This is a genomic window from Rhizobium etli 8C-3 (assembly GCF_001908375.1).
Classification (GTDB): Bacteria; Pseudomonadota; Alphaproteobacteria; order Rhizobiales; family Rhizobiaceae; genus Rhizobium; species Rhizobium etli_B.
Window position 1 is genome coordinate 2,788,406 of the sequence record NZ_CP017241.1, and the last position, 18,879, is coordinate 2,807,284.

The following is an 18,879-nucleotide window of genomic DNA, read 5'->3' on the forward strand; positions in this document are numbered from 1 at the left end:
CCGCCTCCCCCCTCGCCTCGCTGGCCGGGCGGCCGTGAGTGTGAAAGGCGGGACGAGTGCGCGCATGAACAATTCCTCTACTGATGAGAATACTTGGCATCCATCAGTACATAATTGGCAACGAGCCCCTGCTGCGGCATTCCATCCCATCAGGTGATCGGCACGCCCACGTTTTGGACGCATTTCGTCTATTTGTTTCCTGCTGCAGTGCACGGTCGAGAGAGGGAACCATGCGGCAGGAAAAGACCCGGATCGACTGGCTAGACATCGCCAAGGGAATGTCGATCATCCTCGTGGTCATCTATCACACGCTCCTCTACTACGACTTCCATGAGATTGCGCCGCATCCTTATGCCCGCATCAGCGGCATCATGACGCCGATCCGGATGCCGCTGTTCTTTACCGTCTCCGGCCTTCTTGCGGCATCGGCCGCAAAGGCGCCCTGGCGCGATTTCCTGCGCCGGAAGATCTGGCTGCTCATCTATCTCTTCGCATTCTGGAGCATCGCGCGCTGGCTGTTCTTCCGCTACATCCAGAGCAATGTCCTGGTACCGGCCGAAGGCAGCGATCCCTACCAGCTGATCGAGATGTGGTGGGCGCCCAACACAGGCATCTGGTTCATCTGGGCACTGGCGATCTTCATGGTTGCCACGAAGCTTCTTTCTTCTACCCATCATGCGACCACGATTTCGGTCGCCGCCATGGTCTCGATTCTGACTTTCGGCGAGCATCTGCAGGTCGATCTCTTTACGCATCGCAACGTGCTGCAGTATTTTGTCTTCTTCCTCTTTGGTAGCTGGTACGGCAAATCCGTGGTGGGCACGATCACGCAGCGTCCGCTTCTTGTTGCATTTGGCGGCTTTTTGCTGTTTGCCGCACTCTATCTGTTGCGCTGGCGGCTGCAGGCCATCGAAAAAGGCAGTTGGGCGCTGCTCTCTTCCATTGCTGGTCTGGCATGGCTCTGCGGAACCGCCGTGCTGATGTCGCGGCTGCAGCCGGTCCGGCATGCATTCGCCTATTTCGGGCGGAACACGCTTCCGGTCTATGTGACGCACGTCATGATCGTTTCGCTGCTGGTGGCGGCGATCGCGACGCTGGCGAAGGCGGCAAGCAGTTATGTGACCGCGCCTCTTGTCGTGGTCGTCGCGATCGGCCTGTCGCTCGCCATCAAGGCAGTTGCCGATCGCAGCGGCGCCGGCTTTTTCTACGTTCCCCTAGCAAGGCGCAAGCAGGAAGCGATGGCCGCTGAAACCGGTCGAGGCGATAGCGTAAGCCAATGCAAACGCTAGGGTTCGCTCAGCGTCCGCTTCACAGCATTGCGCCATCCCTTGACTTTCGCCGCCCGCGTCTTTTCGTCCATTGCCGGGTCGAAGCGTCGGTCGCGTTTCCACGTTTCGGAGAAGGTCTTGCGGTCGGGCCACACCCCTGCCCTGCTGCCGGCAAGCCAGGCAGCGCCGAGGGCAGTGGTTTCAAGGATAATCGGGCGATCGACGGGAGCTTCGAGCAGGTCTGCCAGCCGCTGCATCGTCCAGTCGGAGGCGACCATGCCACCGTCGACGCGCAGCACCGTGTCGTCCTTGCCGTTCTTCCAGTCCCTTTGCATGGCATCAAGCAGGTCGCGGGTCTGGTAGCAGACGGCTTCGAGTGCTGCGCGGGCGAATTCGGCTCGACCGCTGTTGCGGGTAAGGCCGAAGATGGCGCCGCGCGCCTGCGGGTCCCAATGCGGCGCACCAAGGCCGGTGAAGGCGGGGACGAGATAGACCTCTTGTGTCGGGTCGGCCCGTTCCGCAAGCTCGCCGGTCTCCGAAGCGCGGTCGATGATCCCGAGCCCGTCGCGCAGCCACTGCACGGCCGCGCCCGCAATGAAGATCGAGCCTTCCAGAGCGTAGGTCGTTTCGCCGTTTAGCCGGTAAGCGATCGTGGTGAGCAGCCGGTTCTTGGATCGCACCATGTCGGCGCCGGTGTTCAAGAGCGCGAAGCAGCCTGTGCCGTAGGTCGATTTCATCATGCCAGGCTCGAAGCAGGCCTGGCCGATGGTCGCGGCCTGCTGATCGCCGGCTACGCCGAGAACAGGGATCGCGGCGCCGAAGATCGACGGATCGGCAACGCCGAAATCGTCCGCGCAGTCCTTCACCTGCGGCAGCATGGCGGCCGGTACGCGCAGAATTTCGAGGAGGTCTTCGTCCCATTTGTTCTCGGCGATATTGTACATCAGCGTGCGCGAGGCATTCGTGGCATCGGTGACGAAGCTCTTGCCGCCGGAAAGCCGCCAGATCAGAAAGGTGTCGATGGTGCCAAAGCAAAGCTCGCCCTTGGCGGCGCGCGCCCGTGCTCCCTTCACATTGGCCAGCAGCCAGGAAAGCTTGGTGCCGGAGAAATACGGATCAAGGATCAGCCCGGTCTTCTTCATGAACGTCTTTTCCAGGCCCTGGCGCTTGAGATTGTCGCAGTAGCTCGCCGTACGGCGGTCCTGCCAGACGATGGCGTTCCCGATCGCCTTGCCGGTCTCGCGTTCCCAGACGACAACCGTCTCGCGCTGGTTGGTGATGCCAAGTGCCGCGATGTCCTTGGCTTCGATCTTTGCCTCGCGCAACGCCATATGGATGGTAGAGACCACCGAAACCCAGATCTCCTCCGGATCGTGTTCGACCCAGCCGGAACGCGGATAGATCTGCTTGAATTCCTTTTGGCCCGCGCCGGCAATCCTCATCTCGCCGTCGAAAATGATCGCCCGCGTCGATGTCGTGCCCTGATCGATCGCCAAAACATATCCGCTCACGCCTGTCCCTCCCATGCGCATTGCTTTGTTGCAGGAAATCAATAAGGCACCAAAGCGAACCTGAAAAGAAAATAAAACGAAAAAAGAAGCCGCTCCCACCCGCCCTCGGCCGCTCACATACCAGCTAGCAGATCGTTTTCCTGCGCGCGATTGCCAGACGCGCCGCTTTGGGCATAACCTTCGCGATGTTGCGTCGCGAAAACAAGCCATAGGGAGCACAACAGCATGAAGAGAACCGTTGTCGTCACCGGATCCACCAGCGGCATTGGGCTTGCGATCGCCACCGCCTTTGCCGGTAAGGGCGACAATGTCGTCATCAACGGCTTCGGAAAGGCCGACGAAATCAAGGCGATAGTGGAGCGACTTGAATCTCTTTCCCAGGCAAGCGCCCTCTACCACCCGGCCGATATGACGAAACCGGCGGAGATCGCAGACCTGATCGCCACGGCGGCGAAGACCTTCGGCACCGTCGACGTGCTCGTCAACAATGCCGGCATCCAGCATGTCGAGAAGATCGAGGATTTCCCGATCGACAAATGGGACCAGATCATCGCCATCAACCTGTCGAGCTCGTTTCACACGATGCGCGCTGCCATCCCGCAGATGAAGGCGAAGAAGCATGGCCGCATCATCAATATCGCCTCGGCGCACGGCCTCGTCGCCTCGCCTTTCAAATCCGCCTATGTGGCCGCAAAACATGGTATATTAGGCCTGACGAAGACAGCGGCACTCGAACTTGCCGAATTCGGCGTGACGGTGAACGCTATCTGCCCCGGCTATGTGCTGACGCCGCTGGTCGAAAGGCAGATCCCGGATACCGCCAAGGCCCGCGGGATGACGGAGGAACAGGTGAAGACCGAGGTCATCCTCAAGGCCCAGCCGACGCGCGAATTCGTCAAGGCCGAGGAGATCGGGGCCATGGCACTCTACCTCGCCAGCGACGACGCGAGGCAGGTGACCGGCACCCACATCTCGATTGACGGGGGCTGGACCGCGGCATAACCATTTCAAAACAAGAACAAGGAACAACATGAAAGACAGCATCCGCTTCATCCTCAACGGCGAAGACATCACGCTGAGCGATGTCCACCCCGCCGAGACGCTTCTCGATTTTCTGCGGTTGAGGCGCCGGCTGACCGGCACGAAGGAAGGATGCGCCGAGGGTGATTGCGGCGCCTGCACGGTGCTCGTCGGGCGGCTGCTCGACGGCAAGCTCTTCTATGAAACCGTCAATGCCTGCATTCGCTTCTTGGGATCGCTGAACGGCACGCATGTCGTCACCGTCGAGCATCTGGCCGCCAGGAACGGCACTCTGCATCCGGTACAGCAGGCGCTGGTGGACTACCATGGTTCGCAATGCGGTTTCTGCACGCCTGGCTTCGTCATGTCGCTCTACGGCCTATGGCTTTCCGATGAGAAGCCCGCACGGCCTGCGATCGAAAAGGCGCTTCAGGGCAATCTCTGTCGCTGCACCGGTTACGAGCCGATCGTCAAGGCGGCCGAAGCCGTCAGCCGTGCGCGACCGAGTACGCTCTTTGATCCGCTCGAAAAGACCCGCTCCGAAATCGTCTCCAGGCTCTGGGCGATGCAGACACGCGAAACGATCACCATTGTTTCCGGCCAAGACCGGCTGATCGTTCCCGGTTCGGTCGAGGCGCTGGCGCGCGTTCTGGCCGACGAACCTGAGGCGACCGTCGTCGCCGGTTCCACCGATGTCGGGCTCTGGGTGACGAAGCAGATGCGTGCCTTGACCCCGGCCATCTTCATCAATCACCTGAACGAACTGCAGGCGATCAAGACCACGGATGGCGGCGTGACGATCGGCGCGGGCGTCACCTATACCAAGGCTTTCGAAATCCTCGCGCCAAAGGTACCGACGCTCGGCAAACTCATCAACCGCATCGGCGGCGAGCAGGTGCGCAACATGGGCACGATCGGCGGCAATATCGCCAACGGCTCGCCGATCGGTGACAGCCCGCCGCCCTTGATCGCGCTCGGCGCCACGCTGAAGCTGCGCTCGGCAACGGGCACGCGCATGCTGCGGCTCGAGGACTATTTCATCGATTACGGCAAACAGGACCGCAAACCCGGTGAATTCGTCGAGAGTGTCTTCATGCCTTACCCGGCCGCCGGCAGCCAGTTCGCGGTCTACAAGATCACCAAACGCCGCGACGAGGACATCACCGCCGTGCTCGGCGCCTTCTATCTGACACTCGATGAGGCAGGCGACGTCAACGACATCCGCATCGCCTTCGGCGGCATGGCCGCAACGCCCAAGCGCGCCCGCACCGTCGAATCCGATCTCATCGGCAAGCCGTGGAACGAGGAAACCGTCGACAGGGCACGCGAGGCCTTCGACGCCGATTTCCAGCCACTGACCGACTGGCGCGCCACCGCCGAATACCGGCAACTGACGGCAAAGAACCTGCTGAGGCGCTTCTACCTGGAAACGGTCGGAACGCCGGTGGAATTGAAGCGGTTCGAGGGGGTGTCGTGATGACGATCATCAACGCCTTCGCAAAGGAAGGCTCTTCTATCCCTTTGACAGGCACAGGTACGATGGAAAGAAAAGATGCGCCAAGTCAGAGGGCAGCGCATCGTTTGCCGCCGCCTTGTCTGCGGATTCCGTCACGCTCAGGCTTGAGCCAAGCATCCACACCTGAGCGGCCAGGTCGCCACGGGGATGGCCGGCTCTGTGCAGCCACCTTCCTCTCACCAGCCAGCCCAGTTGATGAGGAGCAGCCGACACCAAACGCCAGTGCAGGGCAACTCGGAGGAGCCATCTGATGGATAAATCCACCTTCGACACCGCCAAGGTCTTCATCAGCGGTCCCATGCACAGCGCGCTGAAGCATGATTCAGCGCATAAGCATGTCACCGGAACTGCCGATTATATCGACGACATTCCAGAGCCGACGGATCTGCTGCATGGCGCGCTCGGTATGTCCGACCGCGCCCATGCCGAGATCCTCAGCATGGATCTCTCCGAAGTCCGAAGGCACCCTGGCGTCGTCTGGGTCTTCACCGGCAAGGACGTGCCGGGCGTCAACGATGTCAGTTCAAACGGAAGCCATGACGAGCCGCTGCTTGCCGAAACCGAGGTCGAGTTCGACGGCCAGCCGGTCTTTGCCGTGATTGCCGAGACCCGCGATGCAGCACGCATGGCCGCACGGAAGGCGAAGATCGAGTATCGCGATCTGCCGCACTTTAGCGATATCGACGGCGCGCTCGAAAACGGCGCTCCGCTCGTCATTGCGCCGATGACGCTGCGGCGCGGCGACGCCAAGGCCGAGATGGACAATGCCCCGCACCGACTGAAAGGCCAAATGCGCATCGGAGGGCAGGAGCATTTTTACCTCGAAGGCCAAATCGCCATGGCGATCCCTGGCGAGGACGACGAGGTGACCGTCTGGTCCTCCACGCAGCATCCGAGCGAAATCCAGCATATCGTCGGCCATGTGCTGAACATTCCCTCGAATGCCGTCACCGTGAATGTGCGCCGCATGGGCGGCGGGTTCGGCGGCAAGGAGACGCAGGGCAACCAGTTTGCAGCGCTTGCCGCCATCGCCGCCAAGAAGCTTAAACGTGCCGTTAAATTCCGCCCCGACCGCGACGAAGACATGCGTGCCACCGGCAAGCGGCACGACTTCCTGGTGGATTACGAACTCGCCTTCGACGATGAAGGTCGCATACATGCCGTCGACGCCACCTACGCGGCGCGCTGCGGCTTCTCGTCGGACCTGTCCGGCCCGGTGACGGACCGCGCCCTCTTTCATGCCGATTCCAGCTATTTCTATCCGCATGTGCATTTGACCTCTATACCGCTGAAGACGCATACCGCCTCGAACACGGCCTTCCGCGGTTTCGGCGGGCCGCAGGGCATGTTGGGAGGCGAGCGCTTCATCGAAGAGATCGCTTATGCGATTGGCAAGGACCCGCTCGAAATCCGCAAGCTGAACTTCTACGGTCAGCCGGGTTCCGGCCGCACGACGACGCCCTACCACCAGGAAATCGAAGACAACATCATCCTGCGCATCGTCGAGGAATTGGAGGAGAGCGCCGACTACCAGGCCCGCCGCAATGCCGTGATCGCCTTCAACCGCGACAGCCGCTACATCCGCAAGGGCATTGCGCTGACGCCGGTGAAATTCGGCATTTCCTTCACCATGACCGCCTTCAACCAGGCGGGCGCGCTGGTGCATATCTACCAGGACGGCTCGATCCATCTGAACCACGGCGGCACCGAGATGGGCCAGGGCCTTTATACCAAGGTGGCGCAGGTTCTGTCCGACAGCTTCCAGGTCGACATCGACCGCGTGAAGATCACCGCAACGACCACCGGCAAGGTTCCGAACACGTCGGCGACCGCCGCCTCCTCGGGTTCCGACCTGAACGGCATGGCCGCCTATGACGCTGCGCGGCAGATCAAGGAACGTCTTGTTGCCTTCGCCGCAGACAAATGGAGCGTCGATCCGGCGGAAATCGTCTTCCTGCCGAACCGGGTGCGCGTCGGCGAGACGGAAGTACCCTTCCCCGATTTCATCAAACAGGCCTATTTCGCCCGCGTGCAGCTGTCGGCAGCGGGCTTCTACAAGACTCCGAAAATCCACTGGGATCGTGCAGCAGGGCGCGGCACGCCATTTTATTATTTCGCCTATGGCGCCGCCTGCAGCGAAGTGTCGATCGACACATTGACGGGCGAGTACCTGATCGACCGCACAGATATCCTGCACGACGTCGGCCGCTCGCTGAACCCGGCGATCGACATCGGCCAGGTGGAAGGTGGCTTCGTGCAGGGGATGGGCTGGCTGACGACGGAAGAACTGTGGTGGGACGAAAAGGGCCGGCTGCGCACCCATGCCCCCTCGACCTACAAGATACCCCTTGCCTCCGACCGGCCGAAGGTCTTCAACGTCCGTCTCGTCGATTGGTCGGAGAATGCCGAGCCCACCATCGGTCGCTCGAAGGCCGTCGGGGAACCGCCGCTCATGCTGGCGATCTCCGTGCTCGAAGCACTCTCGATGGCGGTGGCCAGCGTCGCCGACTACAAGGTCTGCCCACGGCTCGACGCCCCGGCGACGCCGGAGCGGGTCCTGATGGCGGTGGAGCGGATGAAGCGGGTGTGAAGAGTGGCCGGCTTCCTGATGCCTCAAGCCAAGGTGAATGAGCGGGGGCGCAGGCTTTATCCCGCCTTGTCTTGCGGGCCATCTCTCCCACAATGGGAGAGATCGCCAAGAAGCCCCGGCTCCGTGCAATCGGCAGGCATTGGTAATGCGCCCGTTGGTTTGCGGCAAGCGCGCGTCATATCAATCTTCCCTCTTTTGCGGGAAGTGTCAGGGACAAAGCGGGGTGCCTTCGCGCCATGACGTCCTCTTTCCTCTCCTTCACGTCCGTTCACCCTGCCATCATCCTCATCGACATTGTCGAAACCCGAGGCTCCACGCCTCGCGAAGCCGGCACCTTCATGCTCGTCGCGGAAAATGCCACCTGGGGCACGATCGGCGGCGGACAGTTGGAGTTCATGGCCATCCGCAATGCACGAGACCTGCTTAGGGGCAGCGGCAGGGCGACCCTGGAAATCCCGCTCGGGCCGGAGATCGGGCAATGCTGCGGCGGGCGTGCCGAGTTGCGGTTCCGGCGGGTGACGGATGACCTGATGAAGGAGCTGAAAGAACGCCAGGCCGAAGAAGCGGCGGGCATGCCGGAGGTCTATATTTTCGGCGCAGGCCATGTCGGGCATGGGCTTGCGGCCGCACTTGCGCCGCTGCCGCTCTTGGTGACAGTGGTCGAGACGCGCAAGCAAGAACTTGCGAATCTGCCGCCGGAGACAAAGACGCGCCTTACGCCGATACCGGAAGCACTGCTGAAGGAGATTCCCGCGGGCTCCGCCGTCGTCATCCTGACGCACGACCATGCGCTGGACTTTCTGATCGCCCGCGAGGCGCTTTCGAGAACCGATCTTGCCTATACCGGCATGATCGGCTCGGCCACGAAACGGGCGACCTTTGCGAGCTGGCTTTCGCGCGAAGGCGGCGAGCGCAACTTTCTCGACCGCCTCACCCTGCCGATCGGCGGCTTGGCGGTCAGGGACAAGCGGCCGGAAGTGATCGCCGCCATGACCGCTGCCGAAATACTGACGGCGCTTTCCGCCTATCGGCAGAAATCGCTCTCGTAACGGGGATCGCGCCCGTCCAGGAAGCCAAGATCGCGCTTCATTCGATCCGGAATGCGGTCAAGATCGAGCCTCGACGGGTGGAATACCTTGCCATAAGCCCAGCCTGCTACGCCTGAAATAAGGGACATAAGCGAGAGATTGACGAGATTTGTGCTTTCTTCGACAGCATGGCAATCCATGACATCACCTTTGTTCAACTGATGCTATGGCTTGCAGATTGCCGCTGAAAATGCTGCAATTCCAATTGAACAACCGTCTAGGTGCATAAAGAGAACTTATCCATGAAGCTGTCGAAACAGTTCCCGCTGAATGCGCTGCGCGTCTTTGAGGCCGTGGCGCGGCTCGGCAGCTTCACCAAGGCGGGCGAAGAGCTCGGCATGACGCAGACGGCTGTGAGTTATCAGGTAAAGCTACTGGAGGAGAATATCGGCGAGCCGCTCTTCCTGCGTCGCCCGCGCCAGATCAGCCTGACGGATACCGGCGAACGGCTGGCGCCGAGGGTGACGGAAGGTTTTGCCATCCTGAGCGAAGCGGTTGCCTCCGTCAGCGCCGCAGCAGAAGAAATGCTGCTTATCCACTCGACCCCGACCTTTGCGGCGCAGTGGCTGGCGAGACATATCGGATCGTTCCACCTGAAATATCCGAGCATTGCCGTAAGATTGAAAACGTCAGACACGCTGATCGATTTTTCCCGCGAGGCTGCCGACCTTGCAATTCGCAGCGGCAAAGGCAACTGGCCGGGCCTGCGTTCCCATATGCTGATGAAGGTGATGTTTACGCCGATGCTGGCACCCGCATTGGCTCAGTCGATCGGCGGCATCCATTCACCGGCCGACCTGCTGAAGCTGCGGCTGATCGATGCCGGAGACCCTTGGTGGCTGCAGTGGTTCACCGAGGCTGGCGTAGAAAATCCCGATCTTTCCGGTCGTCCCCGCTCAAGGCTCGGCGCGCAGTCCTTTGAAGCAAGTGCCGCAATTGCCGGTCAAGGCGTTGCGATCCTGACGCCGGAATTTTATTCGGACGATCTTGCCGCCGGCCGGCTGTGCCAGCCCTTCGACCTCGTCTGCTACGACGGCGCCGACTACTGGCTCGCCTATCCGGAAAGCCGAAGAAATGTGCCGAAGATCCGAGCCTTCCGGAACTGGATCATCGGCGAGATGGACGCGCAAGCTCTATGAATTGCGTTCAATAGCCCATTTCCGGCGCGTAAAAGCAGCGCGGCGTGTCCTCGTTCGGGAACAGGCAGAGGTGATATTCACCGTCGCCCGATTGCATCGCCTTCGTCATCGGCAGCATGAATACATGCGCCCGCGTCACCAGCCGGTGGTCGCCCGGCAACAGCGTCACCCGATACCCTCTGGGCGTCACCTTGACGCTTTTCGAAGGGATCATCTGGCAATCGCCAGTATGGTTGTCGCCGTTGCAACAGAAGGGTTCGTAAGACCAACCTGCTGGCGCGTCGTGGGCACTTACACTCGACGCGAACGCAATCATCACACCTGCCAGAATGCTGCGCATGGGCATCTTCTCCGTCGATGAATGCGCCGCCTCAATGCGGTTTCCACCTCATCCTGGCGGCCCATAATGGTAATTGTAACCGAGTCGTGACATTTCAAGGATCACTAAATGTTGCGGTGCAATATATTCAAACCATACGTGCTGCTGCAGACAGCCCGCAACTTCAATGACCTCACGGGTCACATAATCCATGCTGACGGAGACCGAATTGAGGCTTGTCGTGTGGAAATACGTCGCGGCAATTCCAGTGCTCTCGGCGGCAGCCTATAGTCGCGACCGGGGCGTACTGAGTATTCAGATACCGTCGATTTTTCAGGGACTTCGACCTGGTGAGCCACACTCCGTCGATCTGACATCGCAGGGCAGTTTGGCTACGTTTGTGGTCCTGGTTCTGATCAAAGACGGACTTCACGAAATGGTGACTGGTCGTGACCATACGAATGGACAACCCGTCGTCACCGGACACCTGGGTGACGACGGCAGCGGGCAATCGTCCTTCTCCAGGAGTCGAAGATCGATGTTATCCGTTCGAGACGCTCGGCCGATCACGAGCCCCGGCTGCGGATCAGCGACTGAACTGCCAGGAAATTTCAAAGCAATGAATTGTGCCCACGGCAAATCCGCTGCCGTTACAACAATCGAGGGCAACGATTGCCTCCACATGCTCCGCGGCAAAGCAGGCGGCTGACGTCTTTCCCCTTCCCTCCCGCATCAACTTTCTGCAATGTGGCGAGTCGGAGGAAGACAGGGGAACTGAATGTATGAATACGCCATAGCGTGGGAGTGGCTTGCTTTTGCGACACGCTGGTTTCACGTCATCACCGCGATCGCCTGGATCGGTTCGTCCTTCTATTTCATCGCGCTTGATCTCGGGCTGGTGAAGCGCCCGCATCTTCCGCCTGGCGCCTATGGCGAGGAATGGCAGGTGCATGGCGGCGGCTTCTATCACATCCAGAAGTATCTGGTGGCGCCGGCCCAGATGCCGGAGCATCTGACCTGGTTCAAATACGAAAGCTACTTCACCTGGCTCTCCGGCTTCCTGATGCTCTGCATCGTCTACTATGGCGGAGCCGACCTCTTCCTCATTGACCGCCATATACTCGACATCAGCGCGCCTGTGGCGATCCTGATCTCGCTCGCCTCGCTGGCCATCGGCTGGATCGTCTACGACCTGCTCTGCAAGTCGCTGCTCGGCAAAAACACCTGGGGACTGATGGCGGTGCTCTACGGCGTCATCGTCTTCATGGCCTGGGGCTATACGCAGCTCTTCACCGGCCGCGCGGCCTTCCTGCATCTCGGCGCCTTCACCGCGACGATCATGTCGGCCAACGTCTTCTTGATCATCATCCCGAACCAGAAGATCGTCGTCGCCGACCTTATCGCCGGACGCACGCCGGATCCGAAATATGGCGTTGTCGCCAAGCAGCGCTCGCTACACAACAACTATCTGACGCTGCCGGTCATCTTCTTCATGCTGTCGAACCACTATCCGCTGGCCTTCGGCACCGCCTTCAACTGGGTGATCGCAGCCCTCGTCTTCCTGATGGGCGTCACCATCCGCCACTGGTTCAACACGACACACGCACGCAAGGGGCGCCCGACCTGGACCTGGCTCGTGTCTGTCGTCCTCTTCATCCTCATCATGTGGCTTTCGACGGTGCCTAGGGTGCTGACCGGTGGCAGCGAAACGGCTGCCGTCGCGCCGGCCTTCCAGCAGTTTGCGGGTGATCCCCACTTCCCTGCGGTCAAGGAGCTGATCGGCACACGCTGTGCGATGTGCCATGCCGCCGAACCGGTCTACGAGGGCATTGCCCGACCCCCGAACGGGGTCATCTTCGAAAACGACGCGCAAATCGCTGCCCATGCACGTGAAATCTATATACAGGCAGGCCGCAGCCATGCCATGCCGCCCGGCAACGTGACGGAGATTACGTCGGACGAGCGAAAGCTGCTCGTCGCGTGGTTCGAAAGCGCAGTCGAAGGCAAACAGCAATGACGAAGAAACTCCTGCGCGGGCGGCTGCTCTCGTTTAGGCGCGCGCCCCTCAGCCTCACCGATACCGACAGCTACCGCTACGAGAGCGACGGCGGCCTGTTGATCGAGGAAGGCAAGATCACGGCGATCGGGGCCTATTTTGACATCAGGAAGAAGGCACCGGCAGATGCGGTCGAGATCGACCATCGCCCATATCTGATTATGCCGGGCTTCATCGACACGCATCTGCATTTTCCGCAGATGCAGGTGATCGCCTCCTATGCAGCCAACCTGCTCGAATGGCTGAACACCTACACCTTCCCGGAAGAATGCCGCTTCGTCGAAACTGCGCATGCTGAAAAGATCGCGACGCATTTCTACGACGAACTGGCCCGCCACGGTACGACGACGGCTGCCGCCTATTGCTCCGTCCATAAGTCCTCCGCCGACGCCTACTTCTCGGAAGCCATGCGCCGCAACATGTGCATGGTCGGCGGCAAGGTGATGATGGATCGCAATGCGCCCCAGGGCCTGCTCGACACACCCGAGATGGGCTATGACGAAACGCGCCAGGTGATTGCCGACTGGCACGGCAAGGGCCGAAACCACGTTGCCATCACGCCGCGCTTCGCCATAACCTCGACGCCGCAGCAGATGGAGGCGTCCCAGGCCCTCGCCCACGAATTTCCGGACCTGCACATCCAGACGCATCTTTCGGAAAACCACGACGAGATCTCTTTGGCCTGCGAGCTCTATCCGGACGCGATCGACTATACCGATATCTACGCCCGCTACGGCCTGCTGGGCCCTAAGAGCCTCTTCGGCCACTGCATTCACCTTTCCGAACGCGAGGCAGATGCCATGAGCGAAGCCGGTTCGGTTGCAGTCCATTGTCCGACCTCGAACCTGTTCCTCGGCTCGGGCCTCTTTCCGTTGAGGGCACTGGCGCGCCGCGAAAAACCCGTCAGGATCGGCGTTGCCACCGACATCGGCGGCGGCTCCAGCTTTTCGATGCTGCGCACCATGGACGAAGCCTATAAGATCCAGCAGCTCCTCGGCGAGCGGCTCAACCCGCTCGAAAGCTATTATTACATGACGCTCGGCAACGCCGAGGCGCTCTCGCTCGCCGATAGCATCGGCACCCTGGAGGAAGGCACGGACGCCGATCTCGTCGTCCTCAACGCCGCGGCAACGCCTGCCATGGCATTGAAGATGGACGTGGTGAGGACGCTGCCGGACGAACTCTTCCTGCTGCAGACGATGGGGGACGACCGGGCGGTCGCGGAGACTTATGTGGCGGGCGAAGCAGCGAAAAGCAATCTCACTGTCTTATGAGGCGCGTTACCCGACCGAATCGCTGCCCTTCCATTCCGCATGCAACAGCAGGAAGCTTTGCCCACAACCGCTGTTAGACGCTCCGAACGCGTGGCGGAAATTCTCGATCGCAGGCGATCCCTTTCGCTTGTCATGATCCACCGCCCCCACGAGCTAACATTTGTTCCAGCCGATCGATGCCAACAAGGGCGGCATGGATATCAATAAGACCAGCTTTGCTTCAAAGCCTCAATCACTGCGCGGATGACCGGGACATTCCTGATGTCAGAGTGAACCACAAGCCAGACTTCGCGCGTGAGCGGCTTGGGCTCCCGGACGGCCTCGACGAGGTCATCCAAGCCGACAAGAAGGAAATTTGGCAGGAGGGCGACACCGCCGCCGGCTCTCGCGGCGGAGAGCTGGAACTCGAGGGTCCTGGCCCTGATGGATTGTTTTCGGCCATTCGCCACCTCGAGCAGCCGAGTTGACTGCGGCGAGCTCGACATCGTTTCGTCGTAGGCGATGAAGTTCCAGTCCTTTTCCGGCACGGAAGCCAGATAAGCTGGCGCCGCATAGAAGCCAAAAGTCACGTCGCCGAGCTTGCTGACGATAAAGTCGCCCTGTTCGGGCTTCGTCATGCGAACCGCGATGTCCGCCTCCCGCCGGTCCAGCGAGGCGTATCGCGTCTCGCCGACAATCGTTATGCCGATGTCCGGATGATTGCGCCGGAGCTCGACGAGCGGCCCCGCAAGCAGCGCGGCCGCAGCCGTCGGCGGTGCACTTATCTTGACATCGCCGGCAAGCCTGTTTCCGGCAACAAGGCTCACGCGTTCGATCGCCCGCGCCTCCTCATGCATTCGCTCGGCCATCGCCGCGACCCGTTGCCCCTCTGCCGTCAGCGAGATGCGTCGCCCCCGCCGGTCGACGAGCTTCACGCCTATCTGCGCCTCCAGGCCGGCGACGCGGCGGGCAACCGTCGCATGTTCCACGTCGAGCGATCGGGCAGCCCCGAGCAAAGTTCCAGACTGCGCCAGGGCGGCAAAATAGCGAAGATTGTCCCAATCGAACATTGTTCATTTTTTCCCATCAACTGACAAAGAATAGGGAATTTCCGATCAACAAGCCATCGGTCATGATTGCCGCGAGCAAATCGGAGCAAAGTCATGGACAAGATCGTTACACTTCAGGCGCCGGGCGGCATAGAGCAACTGCAGGTCATGGAGCACACGCCGCAGCAGCCTGGTCCCGACGAGATCCGCATCAGGCACGAAGCGATCGGCATGAATTTCGTCGATATCTACCATCGGAAGGGCATCTATCCCTTGACGGCCTATCCGGCAGTCCTAGGCGTCGAGGGCGCGGGGATCGTAGAGGCTGTTGGTACCGGCGCCGTCGAACTGAAACCGGGTGACCGCGTTGCCTATGCCGGCACGCCCGGCGCCTATACCGCAACGCGCCTGCTCCCCGCCGCGCGCGCCATCCGCCTTCCGGACGAGATTCCATCACGCCTCGCCGCGGCCTCGATGCTGAAGGGCATGACTGCCTACATGCTGCTGACGCAGACCTACAAGGTCGCCCCCGACTCGATCATTCTCGTGCATTCAGCAGTCGGCGGGCTCGGCTCCATTTTGGTGCAATGGGCAAAGCATCTCGGAGCAACAGTCATCGGGACCGTCAGTTCGGCGCAAAAGGCAGTGCTCGCCCGCAAGCATGGCGCCGACCACCTGATCATCGGGCGCGATGCAGATGTCGTTGGAGAAGTGAAGCGGCTGACTGGAGGCTGCGGCGTTCATGCCGCCTATGACGGCATCGGCGGCAGCATGCTGTCCAAGACCATTCAATGCTTGCGGCCATTCGGCGTCGCCGCGACAATCGGTCAGGCCGGCGGCCCGATACCGCCTGTCGCCGTCGAGGAGCTGCGCCCGGGGAAATCTCTCGCTCATCCGAGCGTCATCGCCTATGTCGCCGACCTCGACAACTACACGAGGGCGGCCAAAGCCGTGGTCGAGATTATGCGTTCCGGCGTCACCGCAACGATTGCCGGAGAATATGCTTTGCCCGACGCCGCTAAGGCGCAGCAAATCCTCGAAGAAGGACGTGCTGCGGGCAGTCTTATTCTTGTTCCGTAGGCGACGAAAGAGTTACCCAACAGCTTGAAAATCATGGTAAGGGCCACGGCACTATCCAGATGTGAAAGTCTCGTCCATGGCCACTCCTCTCACCATCGCTGATCTCAAGCAACTCGCCCAACGGCGCGTGCCGAAAATGTTCTTCGACTATGCGGATTCCGGCGCCTGGACGGAGTCGACTTATCAAGCGAATGAGAGCGACTACGCCAAGATCAAGCTGCGCCAGCGCGTACTCGTCGACATGACGAACCGCACGCTGGAAACGACGATGATCGGTCAGAAAGTCTCGATGCCGGTGGCGCTTGCGCCAACCGGCTTGACGGGCATGCAGCACGCCGACGGCGAGATGCTGGCTGCCCGCGCGGCCGAGGAATTCGGCGTTCCCTTCACGCTCTCGACCATGAGCATCTGCTCGATCGAGGATGTCGCCGCCGTAACGACGCGGCCGTTCTGGTTCCAGCTCTATGTGATGAAGGACAAGGACTTCGTCATGGACCTCATCAACCGCGCCAAGGCGGCCAAGTGCTCGGCACTGGTCCTGACGGCTGACCTGCAGATCCTCGGTCAGCGGCATAAAGACTTGCGCAATGGCCTCTCCGCCCCGCCGAAATTCACGCCGAAGCACATATGGCAAATGGCAACGCGCCCCTTCTGGTGCCTTGACATGCTGAAGACGAAGCACCGCACCTTCGGCAACATCGTCGGTCACGCCAAGAATGTTTCCGACCTCTCCTCGCTGTCTTCCTGGACGGCGGAGCAGTTCGATCCGCAGCTCTCCTGGGCCGACGTCACCTGGATCAAGGAAAAATGGGGCGGCCCCTTGATCATCAAGGGCGTTCTCGATGTCGAGGACGCGAAGGCCGCAGCCCAGACCGGCGCCGACGCAATCGTCGTCTCCAATCATGGCGGCCGCCAACTCGACGGCGCCCCTTCCTCGATCAGCATGCTCCCTCAGATCGTCGATGCCGTCGGAGATAAAATCGAGATCCATCTCGACGGCGGCATCCGCTCCGGCCAGGACGTGCTGAAGGCCGTGGCGCTCGGCGCCAAGGGCACTTATATCGGCCGCCCCTTCCTCTACGGCCTCGGCGCCATGGGCAAAGAAGGCGTGACACTGGCGCTCGGCATCCTCCGCAAGGAGATGGACATCACCATGGCGCTCTGCGGCAAACGCGACATCAACGACGTCAACTCCTCAATTATCGCCGGGCGGCAGTAGCGCATCTGAGACGCCTGCTCAGAAGAGTCACGAATCCCGGGATCGCTGTCACCATGGCGGCTGAGCCACTCCGACACGGTTTTGAGCCTCGGCACAAGAATTAGCTCGGCATCGAGCGAAGTCATCTACCGGTCGCTCCCTGGCGGAGTTGCCGAAGAAAGTCATCGGCCACGGCTGGCTGACCTCCGCATACAAGTCGGTATCAACCCTCATACCGTGGCCTTACCAGCAGCCACCCCTCGCCGCGAGTTGATCGGGCTTTGGAACTTCCGCCAGTCCAAGAGCGTCCACGTAAAATCGGCGAGGAGCGGCTTCTTCGCCGAAGGACATGGCGAGTTGGACATGATCGATTGCGACAATAGGCAAGTGGCCTCCTATTGGCACCAGCCTTGCGGCGTGGCTATTTTAGATGAGAGCGCGAGTTCCCGGCCTTTCGGCAAAGCCCCTGATCGACATTGACGTCACAATGCCAAGTCCTGAACGTGTGTTGGCGGCCATCAACACCATGGAGGGCGCAGGTTATGAGAACCGTGGGAATCGCTACGAGCGGGACGTTTACGCATTCATGATGAGATCGACGAAGCCCATACGGCGGATCTATTTACTGCCGCAGGGAAACGAAACGCATCAGAAGCGCATAATTTTTCGAGACTACCTGATTGCGCATCCGCTGATCGCGGCGGAATATTCGGTGCTCAAACAAAAACTCTCCGGAAAATATGCCTATGACGGCGATGGCTATACAAGGGCAAAGGCCGATTTTTGAACAGTGTCGTCGCGACAGCTCGGGGCATCACGTGACGAAGCCACCATGTCGCTGCGTCTCAGACACCGCTGGATAGCTCGTTCAAATCAGGTACATTCACGCAATCGAATTTCCAGAAGGAGCACAGAATGACCCAGGTATCTGAAACCGAAGTCGCTGCCCGCTGGAACGACAATGCCGATCAATGGGCATATGATGTCCGGAACGGCTATGACACTTACCGCGAGCTATTCACCTTCCCGGCGTTTCAAGCCTTTCTGCCAAGCATCGCCGGATTAGACATCATCGATTTCGGCTGCGGTGAAGGCTCCAACACCAGGCGGTTCGCCGAGATGGGTGCACGAATGACCGGCATCGATCTTTCCGAGAAGATGATTGGCCATGCACGTGAGGCTGAACACCACCTTCCACTCGGTGTCCGGTACGCGGTTGCATCCTACACCCAGAACACCGGTTTCGAGGATGCCTCGTTCGATGCCGTCGTCTCTACCATGGCCCTGATGGACGGTCCTGATTTTTCAGCAGCGATGCGGGAGGCCTTCAGGCTCCTGCGGCCTGGCGGATTCATCGCGTTCAGCGTTCTGCACCCTTGTTTTATTATCCCGGGGTTACGGTGGCAGAAGGATGTTAAAGCAAAGCCTACTGGGTTGGTCGTTGCCCGCTATTTCGAACAAACCGATTTTGTTGAGACTTGGCGCTTTGGTGACCGGCCGAGCGATGAGGACGTAGTGCTGTTTGAGGTGCCCCGCTTTCCCCGCACGCTCAGTGAATATCTCAATGGTGTCGCCCGGGCAGGCTTTCGGATTGTTGAAGTCCGCGAGCCACAACCGACGCCGGAGGCGTGCATGGCCGCGCCTCGTTTCGCCAGATGGCGTGATCTTGCGGCGTTCGTGCTTATGATCCGGGCGGAACGACCTAGCTGATGTGATCTTGCCGTTACCTGCCGTACCATGGAGCAGGGCCGGCATAATGGCGGCGTCACCAATCTCGCTTGAAATGCGCTGG

General features: G+C 60.5%; 17 protein-coding genes. 12 read left to right on the forward strand and 5 right to left on the reverse strand.

Annotated elements, in window-relative coordinates; genetic code table 11:
• The first annotated feature begins 230 nt into the window (after nt 1-230).
• On the forward strand, nt 231-1,289 hold the full coding sequence (locus AM571_RS14020; protein WP_074061925.1) for an acyltransferase family protein: 1,059 nt from the start codon (nt 231-233) through the stop codon (nt 1,287-1,289).
• Here AM571_RS14020 and glpK read toward each other — a convergent pair.
• Entirely contained in the window at nt 1,286-2,779 is a 1,494-nt protein-coding gene (glpK, locus tag AM571_RS14025) for a glycerol kinase GlpK (RefSeq protein ID WP_074061926.1), read from the reverse strand. The two genes, AM571_RS14020 and glpK, sit on opposite strands and share 4 nt — an antisense overlap.
• Before the next feature lie 225 nt (nt 2,780-3,004).
• Between glpK and AM571_RS14030 the strand changes: the two genes are divergently transcribed.
• The 4 genes from AM571_RS14030 (at nt 3,005) to xdhC (ending at nt 8,954) form a co-directional block, all read left to right on the forward strand.
• Entirely contained in the window at nt 3,005-3,781 is a 777-nt protein-coding gene (locus tag AM571_RS14030; RefSeq protein WP_074061927.1) for a 3-hydroxybutyrate dehydrogenase, read from the forward strand.
• A 28-nt stretch (nt 3,782-3,809) separates the two neighbouring features.
• Nucleotides 3,810-5,276, forward strand: a complete 1,467-nt coding sequence (xdhA, locus tag AM571_RS14035; RefSeq protein WP_074061928.1) for a xanthine dehydrogenase small subunit — start codon at nt 3,810-3,812, stop codon at nt 5,274-5,276.
• A 289-nt stretch (nt 5,277-5,565) separates the two neighbouring features.
• Nucleotides 5,566-7,905, forward strand: a complete 2,340-nt coding sequence (gene xdhB / locus AM571_RS14040; RefSeq protein ID WP_074061929.1) for a xanthine dehydrogenase molybdopterin binding subunit — start codon at nt 5,566-5,568, stop codon at nt 7,903-7,905.
• Nucleotides 7,906-8,141: 236 nt separating this feature from the next.
• Complete coding sequence (gene xdhC / locus AM571_RS14045; protein ID WP_074061930.1) at nt 8,142-8,954, forward strand: xanthine dehydrogenase accessory protein XdhC; 813 nt, start codon at nt 8,142-8,144, stop codon at nt 8,952-8,954.
• Here the strand turns inward: xdhC and AM571_RS14050 are convergent.
• Nucleotides 8,930-9,133 carry a hypothetical protein gene (locus AM571_RS14050; protein ID WP_074061931.1) on the reverse strand — a complete coding sequence of 68 codons (204 nt, stop codon included), beginning with the start codon at nt 9,131-9,133 and terminating at the stop codon, nt 8,930-8,932. The genes xdhC and AM571_RS14050 overlap by 25 nt on opposite strands.
• A 102-nt stretch (nt 9,134-9,235) precedes the next feature.
• Between AM571_RS14050 and AM571_RS14055 the strand changes: the two genes are divergently transcribed.
• Nucleotides 9,236-10,132 (forward strand): LysR substrate-binding domain-containing protein, encoded by an 897-nt coding sequence (locus AM571_RS14055; RefSeq protein ID WP_081377085.1) that lies wholly within the window; start codon nt 9,236-9,238, stop codon nt 10,130-10,132.
• Nucleotides 10,133-10,139: 7 nt separating this feature from the next.
• Here the strand turns inward: AM571_RS14055 and AM571_RS14060 are convergent, their stop codons facing one another.
• Nucleotides 10,140-10,472, reverse strand: a complete 333-nt coding sequence (locus tag AM571_RS14060; RefSeq protein ID WP_022714113.1) for a hypothetical protein — start codon at nt 10,470-10,472, stop codon at nt 10,140-10,142.
• 757 nt (nt 10,473-11,229) lie between these two features.
• Here AM571_RS14060 and AM571_RS14065 point away from each other — a divergent pair.
• Both AM571_RS14065 and guaD read left to right on the forward strand, forming a co-directional pair.
• The gene (locus AM571_RS14065; protein WP_074061933.1) at nt 11,230-12,468 is read left to right on the forward strand and encodes a urate hydroxylase PuuD; all 1,239 of its coding nucleotides are present in this window, start codon (nt 11,230-11,232) and stop codon (nt 12,466-12,468) included.
• Nucleotides 12,465-13,781 carry a guanine deaminase gene (gene guaD, locus AM571_RS14070; protein ID WP_074061934.1) on the forward strand — a complete coding sequence of 439 codons (1,317 nt, stop codon included), beginning with the start codon at nt 12,465-12,467 and terminating at the stop codon, nt 13,779-13,781. The genes AM571_RS14065 and guaD overlap by 4 nt, the downstream gene beginning before the upstream one ends.
• A 200-nt stretch (nt 13,782-13,981) precedes the next feature.
• On the opposite strand, the gene AM571_RS14075 is transcribed toward guaD, so the two are convergent.
• Nucleotides 13,982-14,830: a LysR family transcriptional regulator gene (locus tag AM571_RS14075; RefSeq protein WP_074061935.1), complete on the reverse strand. Its 849-nt coding sequence runs from the start codon at nt 14,828-14,830 to the stop codon at nt 13,982-13,984.
• Nucleotides 14,831-14,923: 93 nt separating this feature from the next.
• On the opposite strand from AM571_RS14075, the gene AM571_RS14080 reads away from it, so the two are divergent.
• Together AM571_RS14080 and AM571_RS14085 are read left to right on the forward strand one after the other, a co-directional pair.
• A complete protein-coding gene (locus AM571_RS14080; RefSeq protein ID WP_074061936.1) occupies nt 14,924-15,889 on the forward strand; it encodes a quinone oxidoreductase family protein in 966 nt (321 codons plus the stop codon).
• Nucleotides 15,890-15,965: 76 nt separating this feature from the next.
• Complete coding sequence (locus AM571_RS14085) at nt 15,966-17,108, forward strand: alpha-hydroxy acid oxidase (protein ID WP_074061937.1); 1,143 nt, start codon at nt 15,966-15,968, stop codon at nt 17,106-17,108.
• Nucleotides 17,109-17,330: 222 nt separating this feature from the next.
• On the opposite strand, the gene AM571_RS36285 is transcribed toward AM571_RS14085, so the two are convergent.
• Nucleotides 17,331-17,474, reverse strand: a complete 144-nt coding sequence (locus tag AM571_RS36285) for a hypothetical protein (protein ID WP_155774452.1) — start codon at nt 17,472-17,474, stop codon at nt 17,331-17,333.
• Between the two features lie 100 nt (nt 17,475-17,574).
• Between AM571_RS36285 and AM571_RS14090 the strand changes: the two genes are divergently transcribed.
• Together AM571_RS14090 and AM571_RS14095 are read left to right on the forward strand one after the other, a co-directional pair.
• On the forward strand, nt 17,575-17,874 hold the full coding sequence (locus AM571_RS14090; protein ID WP_237358486.1) for a GrpB family protein: 300 nt from the start codon (nt 17,575-17,577) through the stop codon (nt 17,872-17,874).
• Nucleotides 17,875-18,002: 128 nt separating this feature from the next.
• Nucleotides 18,003-18,797 (forward strand): class I SAM-dependent methyltransferase, encoded by a 795-nt coding sequence (locus AM571_RS14095; RefSeq protein ID WP_074061938.1) that lies wholly within the window; start codon nt 18,003-18,005, stop codon nt 18,795-18,797.
• The last annotated feature ends 82 nt before the right edge of the window (nt 18,798-18,879 follow it).